Here is a 10,452-nt window from a genome sequence, read left to right as displayed (position 1 = left end):
TTCGTCGGCCGTGTCGATGACCAGGTCAAGATCCGGGGATTCCGCATCGAGCCGGGCGAGGTCGAGGCGGTGCTCGCACGGCAACCGGGGGTCGCGCAGGCGGTCGTTGTCGCGCGTGAGGATCGTCGCGGTGACTGGCGACTGGTCGGGTACGTCGTGCCCGCCCCGGAGGCCGGATGCGATCCGGCTCGGCTGCGTCAGGCGGTTGCTTTGATGCTGCCTGATCACATGGTTCCGGCCGCAGTGGTCTCGCTTGATGCTTTTCCGCTGACGCCCAACGGCAAGCTCGACCGCAAGGCACTACCCGCACCTGACTTCGCCGCCTCCACCACCGACCGGGGGCCGCGGACTCCGCGAGAGCAGGTCTTGTGTGAGTTGTTCGCCGAGACGCTGAACCTGGACCGAGTCGGGATCGACGACGGCTTCTTCGACCTGGGCGGGCACTCGCTGCTGGCGACTCGCCTGGTCAGCCGGATTCGGTCCGTGCTGGAGGTCGAGGTCACGATCCGCGACCTGTTCGACGCCCCGAGCGTGGCGGAGCTGGCTGCACGGATCGATGCCGACCCTGACGACGACCCGCTGGCGCCCCTGTTGCCGATCCGCAGGAAAGGGCACTGGCCGCCGCTGTTCTGCCTGCATCCCGCAGGAGGCATCAGCTGGACCTACTCAGGTCTCCTCCGGTACCTGGACGAAGACGTCCCCATCTACGGGCTTCAGGCGCGTGGCCTGAAGAGCACTGAACGTCCGGCCGGCAGCCTCGACGAGATGGCCGACGACTACATCCGGCATATCCGGTCCATCCAGCCGTCCGGGCCTTATCGGCTGCTCGGCTGGTCGTTCGGGGGAGTGATGGCGCACCTCGTGGCCACCCTCATGCAGGCGCGAGGCGCCGACGTCGAGACCGTCGTGATACTCGACAGCTACCCCAGCCTTCCGGAACTGGACGCGGCCGCCGATCCCGCCGGACCCGACGCGCTGGACGTGGTGGCGGACGTCATCGGCGATGGCGCCGAACTGGGGGAGAGCGGGCTCCTCGACGCCGCGGCCACCGGGGCGGAGGGCGTGGATCGTGCGACCGTCGAAGCCTTCACCAGGATGTTCGCGCACAACCAGCGACTCCAACGCGATTTCACGCCGGGAGTGTTCCAAGGGACGCTGATCTTCTTCGGCTCCAAGCACAGCAGGGAGGAGCGGGGCTGGGACCCGAACGCCTGGAGACCCTTCGTCGACGGCGAGTTCGACGGCCATGAGGTCGACTGCCACCACAACCACATGACGAGTCCGCGCTCGCTCATGCACGTCGGCGAGGTACTCAACCGGAAACTGTGACCGGGCGGGGACCCTCGGTGGAGGGGGTGTTACGGTCCGTCCACCTGGGGTTTCCGGACGGTGTGATCTGCGTAACCTTCGCGGCGATCGCGGCGGGAGGCCGTCACGGGCATATTCCCAGGTAAATCGGTAGGTTTTGTCGGAAAATCGTCCATCCGCGGATGTCTTCGCAGGTGGAGGCAGCTTCTTGGGGGCTTCACAGGGACCCGGTGCCGTGTGCATCCTGGGGACATGAACGCAGCGGAGGTCCTGGTGGCGAGGCGCCACGTCGACCTCCTTCGCGTGTGCAGCGCGTCCTGTTGAACCGCTCTTCCGCACGCCGCGGCCACTGACCGGCCCCTCTTCCTCTCACCCGCGCCCTCTCGGGGGCCGATTCCTGCCGTCTTTCGTTCTGCTTCCCCCTGCCCGGAGGTGCTCTGTGTCCACCGACCTGCTCGATCCGCCCCGCTCGGCGATTCCCGTGGTGGCGCGGGTCTCGACCGCGGCCCGTTCTGGTGCCGTGCTGCTGTCGCTGCTGCGCCGGGTGCGCAAGGCCGGCGGGCTGGTCGCCGTCCTCGCGCTGTGGGAGATCGGCGCCCGGGCCGGCTGGCTGGGCAGCACGACGCCGCCGCTCAGCGACGTCGCCGTGCGCGGCCGGGAGATGCTCGCGTCGGGCGCGCTGTTCGAGAACCTCGGCGTCTCGCTCGTGCGGGTGCTGAAGGGGCTGGCGATCGGGCTGCCGACGGGCCTCGCCCTCGGCCTGCTCTCCGGGCTGTCCCGGATCAGCGAGGACATCATCGACGCGCCCGTCCAGGCGGTCCGGATGCTTCCCCACCTCGCGCTCGTCCCGCTGTTCATCATCTGGTTCGGGATCGGCGAGACGTCCAAGGTCGGCCTGATCGCGGTCGGCACGGTGTTCCCGCTCTACATCAACGTGTTCCACGGCATCCGGGGCGTGGACGAGCGGCTGGTGGAGTCCGCCCGCACCTGCGGCCTCGGCCGGTTCGGGCTGATCCGGAAGGTCATCCTGCCCGGCGCGCTCCCGCAGATCCTCGTCGGGCTGCGGCTGTCGCTCGGCGTCGCCTGGCTGACGCTCGTCGTCGTGGAGCAGTCGGCGACGGCCAGCGGCATCGGCTTCGTCATCAACCAGGCCACCCAGTTCCTGCAGATGGAGACGGTCTTCCTGGTCCTCGTGGTGTACGCGCTGCTCGGCGTGTCGACGGACCTGCTGGTGCGGCTCATCGAGCGGCGCGCGCTGGCCTGGCGGAGGGGGCTGGTGGCGCGATGACGGCGACGATGGAGAAGGGGGTGCGCGTCCGCGGTCTCCGGCGGGTGTTCGGCGAGCGCGCCGTCCTGGACGGCGTCGATCTCGACATCGTCCCCGGCGAGTTCGTCGCGCTGCTCGGCGCGAGCGGCTCGGGGAAGAGCACGCTGCTGCGCGCCCTGGCCGGGCTGGACGGCGAGGGGAGCGGCGAGATCGGCGTCCCCGGCCGGCGCGCCGTCGTCTACCAGGAGCACCGCCTCCTCCCATGGAGCCGGGTGTGGGACAACGTCGTCCTCGGCCTGCGGGGGCGCGGCCTGCGCGAGCGGGCCGAGGCGGCGCTGGCCGAGGTCGGGCTCACGGCCCGCGCCGACGCGTGGCCGCTCACCCTGTCCGGCGGCGAGTCGCAGCGCGTCGCGCTGGCCCGGGCGCTGGTGCGGACGCCCGACCTGCTGCTTCTCGACGAGCCGTTCGGGGCGCTCGACGCGCTCACCCGGCTCAACGCGCAGGCGCTCGTCGCCGACCTGTGGGCCGAGCACCGGCCGGCGGTGCTGCTGGTCACCCATGACGTCGAGGAGGCGCTCCTGCTCGCCGACCGCGCGCTGCTGCTCGCGGGCGGCCGGATCGCGCGGGATTACGTCGTCGACCTTCCCAGGCCGCGGTCGCTGGACGACCCGCGGTTCATCGCGCTGCGGCGCGACCTGCTGGACGGGCTCGGGGTCCGAACCGTCCTCCAGCCCCCACCCACCGCCATTCAACCGACGAGCTCCGCTCGACGAACTGTCGCCACTGCCAAGGAGGCATCATGAACGACCTGACCGCCGACGTGCTCGTCGCGGGCGGCGGCCCCGCCGGAGCGTGGGCCGCGATCAAGGCGGCGGAGGCCGGCGCGGACGTCGTCCTCGCCGACAAGGGGTACCTCGGGACGAGCGGCGCGACGGCGTCCGCGGGCACCGGGGTCTGGTACGTCGAGCCGGACCCGGAGGCCCGGGAGGCGGCCATGGCCGGACGGGAGGGCCTCGGCGGCTACCTCGCCGACCGCGAGTGGATGGCGCGCGTCCTCGACCAGACGTACGCGAACATGAACGAGCTCGCCGAGATCTCCAGGTACCCGTTCCCGGTGGGTGAGAACGGCCGGCAGATCAGGCGCGGCCTCCAGGGGCCGGAGTACATGCGGCGGATGCGGGTGCGGGTCCGCCGGGCGGGCGTGCGGGTCCTCGACCACAGCCCGGTCACCGAGCTGCTCGCGGACGGCGCCGGGGCCGTCGCCGGAGCCGCCGGGTACCACCTGCGCGACGACCGGCCGTTCCGGGTGCGGGCGGGCGCGGTCGTCCTCGCGACCGGCGGGTGCGCCTTCCTCAGCAGGGCGCTCGGCTGCGACGTCAACACCGGGGACGGCGCGCTGTTCGCGGCGGAGGCCGGCGCGGAGCTGTCGGGCATGGAGTTCTCCAACGCCTACGCGATCGCCCCCGCCTTCACGTCCGTGACCAAGACGGCGTTCTACTCGTTCGCCACCTTCTACCGCGCGGACGGGACCGTGCTGGAGGGCGCGGGCAGCCGCAAGGGCCGGTCCGTGATCGCCCGGACGCTGCTCAGCGAGCCCGTCCTGTGCCGCATCGACCGCGCCACGCCCGAGGACCAGCGGGCGATGCGCCTCGCGCAGGCGAACTTCTTCCTCCCGTTCGACCGGCAGGGCATCGACCCGTTCACGGACCTGTTCCCCATCACGCTGCTCGCCGAGGGGACCGTGCGCGGCACCGGCGGCATCCGCCTCACCGGCCCCGACTGCTCCACCTCGGTGCCCGGCCTGTACGCGGCGGGGGACGCCGCCACCCGCGAGCTGGTCTGTGGCGGCTTCACCGGCGGCGGCAGCCACAACGCCGCCTGGGCGATGTCGTCGGGGACCTGGGCCGGGCAGGGCGCCGCCCGGTACGCCGCCCGGCTCGGCGGTCGCGCCGGGGAACGGACCGTGCGCGCGCTCGGCGAGGCGGGCCTCCACCCGGCCGGCCCCGCGGCCGGCGGCCACGCCGACTACGTCGCCGCCGTCCAGGCCGAAGTGCTGCCCTACGAGAAGAACCTGCTGCGGCACGGCGACCGGCTCACCCCGGCACTGGACGCCCTGGACCGGACGTGGCGCGAGCTGCGCGGCACGCTCCGCGAGGAGGGCGCCGGGGTCGTGCGGGCGCGGTCCGCCGCCGCGATGACGGCGCACGCGCGCTGGATGTACACCGCCGCGCTCGCCCGGACCGAGACGCGGGGCATGCACAAGCGCCAGGACCTGCCGGACCAGGACCCCGCCCAGCACCGCAGGCTCGTCACCGGGGGCCTGGACGAGGTCTGGACCCGTCCCGAGACCGCGGCGTTGGCGGTGGCGTCGTGATCGAGATCGTCTCGCGGAACCGGTGCATCGCCTGCGACAAGTGCATCGACGTCTGCCCGACGAACGTCTTCGACCGCGGCGCGGACGGCTTCCCGGTCATCGCCCGGCAGAGCGACTGCCAGACCTGCTTCATGTGCGAGGCGTACTGCCCGGTCGACGCCCTGTTCGTCGACCCGCGCTCGCACGCGCTGCCCGAGCCCCCGGACGAGGCGGCGCTCGCCGCGGACGGGGCGCTCGGCACTTACCGCGCGCAGATCGGCTGGGGCCGGGGACGCACCCCCGGCGCCAAGCTCGCGGTCGGGCCGTCGCTGGACCGGGCGGGCCCGCGCCTCACCTCCTGAAACACCGTGAAGAACCCCTGAGCACCCCTGTGAAAGGCACCAACGTGAAACTCCCCCGACTTCTGGCCGCCGGGCTGCTCGTCCTCACCGCGACGGCATGCGCCTCGTCCGAGGCCGACAGCGGCTCCGGGACGCTGCGCATCGGAGTGATCGGCTCGGGCGTCGGCAACAAGCTGACCCGCGCCGTCGGGTTCCTGGAGCAGCGCGGCGAGCTGCTCCCGGAGCTGAAGGCCGCCGGGATCACCAAGATCAAGGTGGCGACGTTCCCGAACGGCCCCGACCTGAACCAGGCCCTCGCGGGCGGCTCCCTCGACATCGGCATGTACGGGGACACCCCGGCGCTCATCGGCCGCGGGCAGGGCCTGCCGACCCGGCTGCTGTCGCTCAACTCGGTCCGCCTGGACGCCGCGATCGTCGCCAGGAAGGACGGCGGGCCGGCGTCCCTCAAGGACCTGGAGGGCAAGCGGATCGGCGTCCAGACCGGCTCCTACATCCACCGTTACCTGCTCGGCGCGCTGGAGCAGGCCGGGGTGAGGCCGAAGGAGATCATCCACATGTACACGCCGGCGATCATCGCGGCGCTGGAGAAGAACTCGATCGACGCCGGCGGCCTGGTCTCCGCCGACCAGGTCGCGCAGGAGCAGAAGGGCTACAGGTCGATCGACGTCGCGTCCCGCGACCACCCGGACCTGCTCGGCACGTCCGTCACGGTCGTGACGGAGAAGTACCTGGCCGGGCACACGGACATCGTCAAGGTGTGGCAGAAGGCCGAGACCAAGGCCGCGCGGGCCTCCAAGGCCGACTGGGCGAACTACACCGCGTACGTGGGCAAGACCGGCGGATACGCCCCCGACATCTCGATCAAGACGACGCTGAAGGACCAGCTGCCGGACGAGCCCTTCCCGGCTGAGGGGCTGAAACTGCTCGAAGGGACCAAGGCCTTCCTCGTCCAGCAGGCGCTCATCAAGAAGGACTACACGCTTGACTCCTGGCTCGCGCCCGGGGCCCGGACATGACCGGGCTCGACGCCGACGTCCTCGTCCTCGGCGGTGGACCCGCCGGGGCCCGGGTCGTCCTCGCGGACAAGGGCTACTGCGGCACGAGCGGGCGACCGCGTCGGGCGGCAACAACCTGTGGTACGTCCCGCCGGACGGTACGGACGGCGACGAGGACGGCGCCGAGCGGCGCGGCAGCCTCCAGGGACCCTAGTACATGAAGCGGATGCGGCGCCGGGTGCACAGGCCGGGGGTGATGATGCGGCGCACGCCCGGTGGTGCTGCCGCGCGGCCCTGGCCCGTCCCGAAGCCCGGGGCATGTACCGGCTGGAGAACCTTCCGCGACCGCGGCAGTTCGACCACCGGCGGTTCGTCGGCGGACTGGACGAGGTGTGGACGGCCGCCGAGCCCGCCGCGGAACCCCGGGAGGTACCGGCATGATCGAGGTGGTGAGCGCGGACCGCTGCGTCCGTTGCGAACCGAGCGCCTCCGCTCGTGACGAGGCCTCGCCGTCCCGACCAGCGGCGGCTCACGTGCGGGTGGTGATCAGGCGGACGAGCCGCTGATGTTGACCAGCCAGGAGGTGCCGAAGCGGTCGGTGCACTGGCCGAACTCATCGCCCCACATCTGCATCTCCAGGGGGACCGCGACGTCGCCGCCGTCGGACAGCCTCGTCCAGTAGCCGCGCAGCGTGTCGGCGTCGTCGCCGCTCAGGCTGATGGCGATGTTGTCGCCGGGGTTGTACGACATGCCGGGCGGGGTGTCCGCACCCATGAGCGTGAAGCCGAGATCGGACTGCAGCATGCCGTGCATGATCTTCTCGGCCTCGGGCGCGCTCGGGTCGCCGTACTCGCCGAAGGTGTGCATCGTCAGTTCGCCGCCGAGGACGTCCTGGTAGAACTCCATCGCCTCCCGGGCGTTGCCGTCGAAGCTGATGTACGGATTGAGCTGCGAGGTCACCGGGCGCCTCCCTCCATCGATAATGCCGGAACCAGCCTGCGCCTCGATCCTCACAGCCCGTCTCTCCGCGTGGCAACCGGTATCTGGACTCGGCAGAGGCGAGCTTCGGCAAAGGAGTCCCCGGTGAGGGCGACCTGACGCAAACATCGGGTCGGTCTGTTAAACCAGTCGTCCATGAACTGTCCGGTAAATGTCCGGTGCTTGTCCCGATCGGCGCCACCGAATTCCCTGCCTTGCCAAAACTGCCGGCCCGGCCATAAAGTCACGGGCGTGGAAGAGCAGAATACGCCCTATCAGCTTCCTCCTCCGGGACGGATTCAGGCGCCCGCAAAGCGGGTTCCGAGCACGAAGTTCCTGATCCTCTACCTGTTCTTCGGCGCCTTTGGGATCATGTTCGGTTATGCCACCGTCGCCGTGGGCCTCATGGCCCGCGAGGAATACCTCGTGACTCGGGGCGCGGCCGGAACACCGGGCACCGTCACGATCACCGAAAAGGTGAGCGGTACCCGGGGCAAGTCGACCTGCCACGGGTCTTTCCGTCCGGATGCGGGCGGCCGCGGATCGACTGATGTCGAGGTGCAGTCGGACGGACCCTGCAAGCGCGGGAAGACCGCCAGAGCCTACCTGAACAACGAATCCGCGTATGTTGCCGGTGAGAACCAGAACGACTGGATGACGATCTTCTTCATGGGTCCATTCCTTGGGACGGGAGCACTGGGGTTCGTCGGCATAGCCGTCCTCGGCGTACGCCACGAGCGGAATCTACGGAAGCAGGCCCGGTCGGCGACGGCGCCGAGTCACCCGGAGAAAATTCCATATCCCGACGCCCGGCCTCCTCGGCACCCTTAACTCGAACGTCGTCGCGGGCGGCTGCCCCCGTGCGCTGACGGTCGAGTCGTTCTCGACCGAACTTTTCGCCTTCGGGCTGGATCGTAGGTGTTGATCAACGCTCTCAACGATCCCGCCCGATACGGAGGCTGTTCGTGGACTACTTCATCATCCTGATGATCGCGGCATGTGCTGTGTTCGCCGGGGGCGTCGCCGCCGTGGTCACGCGTCGTGACCTGCAAGGGGCGAGCAAGGTGGGGGTTCCTCTGGGCAGCGCGCTCCTCGTCGCCGCCACCAGCCTCTTCATCCCCTATCTCCCCGTGCTCGCTTTCCTGGGCGCCGTGGTGGCCTACCTGATATTGCGGCGGCTGACCTCGGCGGGGCTCGCGCTCGTGACCTCGGGAGTCCTTCTGTTCGGCGGGTGCACGTTCTCAGTCCTCCTCATGATGGCCGCCCTTGAGACCATGTGACGCACGAGGGATGTCCCCGAAGGCCTGAACGCCCGGTACGACCACGGAATTCGATCCTGGTCCGTGGGGGAGCCGGATCGTTACTCGGAGTCCGCCGGTGGGGCGGGGTGCGAGGTCGAGCCTTCCGGCGTGTGCCTGGACGATGCTGTTCACGATGGCCAGCCCGAGGCCGACGCCGGCGTGTTCGTCGGTGCGCACGCGTTGCGTCCCGCGCTGGAAGGGCTCGGTGAGGGTCGGCAGGAGTTCCTGCGGGACGGGATGGCCGGTGTTCTCGACCCGCAGCACGCTCGCGTCCGGCCACGTCTCGGTGCGGACCTTGACGGTGCCGCCGGCGGGGAGGTTGTGGACGATGGCGTTCTGGACGAGGTTGGTCACCATCCGCAGGAGGAGCGCCGCCGAGCCGACGGTCCGCGCCGGCTCACCGGTGACGTCGAGGGCGATCGTGCGCTGTTCGGCGAGGGGAAGCAGCGTCTCGGCGGCCTCCTCGGCGAGGAGGGACAGGTCGACGGGCCCGCGGGCGAAGCCGCCGCGGTCGGCGCGGCTGAGCAGCAGGAGCGCCTCGGTGAGGTCGATCGCCCGCGTGTTGACGGCGCGAAGGCGTTCGATGAGTTCCCCGTGGTCTCCCGTGGACTCGTTGCGCGCGACCTCCAGGAGCGTCTGCGAGATGGCCAGCGGCGTCCGCAGTTCGTGGGAGGCGTTGGCGGCGAACCTCCGCTGCTCGGTGATGTGGGATTCGAGCTGCTGGAGCATGGTGTCGAACACGTCGGCGAGTTCGCGGAACTCGTCCTTGGGGCCTTCCAGCCGGATCCGGTGGGACAGCGATCCGTTGGCGGCCATCCGTGCCGCGTCGGTGATCCGTGTGAGCGGCGCGAGCATCCGTCCGGCGAGGAGCCATCCTCCCAGCAGGCCGAACACCAGCAGGAACGCCATGGCCGTGGTCGCGCGGGGGACGAAGGCCCGCTGGAGGTCGGTGCGGTTGGGGATGAACGGCGGGTGCGGCCCGCCGGACCATTCGTCCCGCGGCCCGGTCGGGAACGTGGTGTCGGGCGGCACGTAGCGCAGGAGGAACACCCAGACCACGGCAAGGAGCAGGGCGCCGGCGAGCATGAGGAATCCGGCGTAGCTGAGGGTGAGTTTCAGTCGGGTGCTGAGCCCTGGTTGCCTATCCATGGGTATCGCCGGGGTCGGCGGGGCCGGTGTCGATGCGGTAGCCGACGCCGGGCACCGTGGCGATCAGCCAGGGCCGGCCGAGCCGTTTGCGCAGGGCGGAGACGGTGATGCGGACGGCGTTGGTGAAGGGGTCGGCGTTCTCGTCCCAGGCCCGCTCCAGCAGCTCCTCGGCGCTGACGACGCCGCCGTCGGCCGCGACGAGGACTTCGAGCACGGCGAACTGCTTGCGGGTTAGGGCGACGTAGCGGCCGTCGCGGAAGACCTCGCGCCGGAACGGGTCCAGCCGCAGGCCCGCGATCTCCCTGACCGGGGGCCGGGCGTGGCCCCGCCTGCGGTCCAGTGCGCGCAGCCGCAGCACCAGCTCCCGGAGCTCGAACGGCTTGGTGAGGTAGTCGTCGGCGCCCAGCTCGAACCCCGAGGCCTTGTCGTCGATCCGGTCGGCGGCGGTGAGCATGAGGATCGGCATGCCGCTGCCGGAGGCTACGATCCGCCGGGCGATCTCGTCGCCGGACGGGCCGGGGATGTCGCGATCCAGGACCGCCAGGTCGTAGGAGTTGACGCCGAGCAGTTCGAGCGCGGAGTCGCCGTCGCCCGCGATGTCGGCGGCGATCGCCTCCAGCCGCAGTCCGTCCCGGACGGCTTCGGCCAGGTACGGTTCGTCCTCCACGATCAGCACACGCATGCCGAAAGCCTAGGCAACCCGGCATATCGCCGACATATGCAACGGGGCGACCGGAGC

General features: G+C 70.7%; 11 protein-coding genes. 8 read left to right on the top strand and 3 right to left on the bottom strand.

All coding sequences use genetic code 11. The features are described from left to right. From BM339_RS52400 to BM339_RS44745, 6 genes are all read left to right on the top strand, one after another. The coding region (locus BM339_RS52400) for an alpha/beta fold hydrolase (protein ID WP_143118847.1) at positions 1–1,329 on the top strand (1,329 nt) is incomplete at its 5' end. Positions 1,330–1,747: 418 nt separating this feature from the next. Next, positions 1,748–2,596 (top strand): ABC transporter permease, encoded by an 849-nt coding sequence (locus tag BM339_RS44765; RefSeq protein ID WP_256255840.1) that lies wholly within the window; start codon positions 1,748–1,750, stop codon positions 2,594–2,596. After that, positions 2,593–3,378 (top strand): ABC transporter ATP-binding protein, encoded by a 786-nt coding sequence (locus BM339_RS44760; protein ID WP_024936203.1) that lies wholly within the window; start codon positions 2,593–2,595, stop codon positions 3,376–3,378. Before BM339_RS44765 ends, BM339_RS44760 begins: the two co-directional genes overlap by 4 nt. Next, a complete protein-coding gene (locus tag BM339_RS44755; protein WP_075024782.1) occupies positions 3,375–4,949 on the top strand; it encodes an FAD-dependent oxidoreductase in 1,575 nt (524 codons plus the stop codon). The genes BM339_RS44760 and BM339_RS44755 overlap by 4 nt, the downstream gene beginning before the upstream one ends. Continuing rightward, positions 4,946–5,290 (top strand): 4Fe-4S dicluster domain-containing protein, encoded by a 345-nt coding sequence (locus BM339_RS44750; RefSeq protein ID WP_021594481.1) that lies wholly within the window; start codon positions 4,946–4,948, stop codon positions 5,288–5,290. The genes BM339_RS44755 and BM339_RS44750 overlap by 4 nt, the downstream gene beginning before the upstream one ends. 44 nt (positions 5,291–5,334) lie before the next feature. Then, positions 5,335–6,306, top strand: coding sequence for an ABC transporter substrate-binding protein (locus BM339_RS44745; RefSeq protein ID WP_177287926.1), 972 nt, complete (start codon positions 5,335–5,337; stop codon positions 6,304–6,306). Between the two features lie 525 nt (positions 6,307–6,831). On the opposite strand, the gene BM339_RS44740 is transcribed toward BM339_RS44745, so the two are convergent. Beyond that, positions 6,832–7,245: a VOC family protein gene (locus tag BM339_RS44740; RefSeq protein ID WP_021594478.1), complete on the bottom strand. Its 414-nt coding sequence runs from the start codon at positions 7,243–7,245 to the stop codon at positions 6,832–6,834. Between the two features lie 270 nt (positions 7,246–7,515). Here BM339_RS44740 and BM339_RS49365 point away from each other — a divergent pair, with 270 nt between their 5' ends. Together BM339_RS49365 and BM339_RS44735 are read left to right on the top strand one after the other, a co-directional pair. Next, positions 7,516–8,094, top strand: coding sequence for a hypothetical protein (locus BM339_RS49365; RefSeq protein ID WP_021594477.1), 579 nt, complete (start codon positions 7,516–7,518; stop codon positions 8,092–8,094). A gap of 134 nt (positions 8,095–8,228) precedes the next feature. After that, entirely contained in the window at positions 8,229–8,543 is a 315-nt protein-coding gene (locus BM339_RS44735) for a hypothetical protein (RefSeq protein WP_021594476.1), read from the top strand. Here BM339_RS44735 and BM339_RS44730 read toward each other — a convergent pair. Next, complete coding sequence (locus BM339_RS44730) at positions 8,505–9,713, bottom strand: sensor histidine kinase (RefSeq protein ID WP_083598538.1); 1,209 nt, start codon at positions 9,711–9,713, stop codon at positions 8,505–8,507. The two genes, BM339_RS44735 and BM339_RS44730, sit on opposite strands and share 39 nt — an antisense overlap. Continuing rightward, positions 9,706–10,395, bottom strand: a complete 690-nt coding sequence (locus tag BM339_RS44725) for a response regulator transcription factor (RefSeq protein WP_021594474.1) — start codon at positions 10,393–10,395, stop codon at positions 9,706–9,708. The genes BM339_RS44730 and BM339_RS44725 overlap by 8 nt, the downstream gene beginning before the upstream one ends. Positions 10,396–10,452 lie beyond the last annotated feature (57 nt).

Origin of the sequence: Actinomadura madurae (assembly GCF_900115095.1) — a bacterium.
Classification (GTDB): Bacteria; Actinomycetota; Actinomycetes; order Streptosporangiales; family Streptosporangiaceae; genus Spirillospora; species Spirillospora madurae.
The sequence above is the reverse complement of the archived record's forward strand: the minus strand, read 5'-3'. Positions and strand labels throughout refer to the sequence as shown.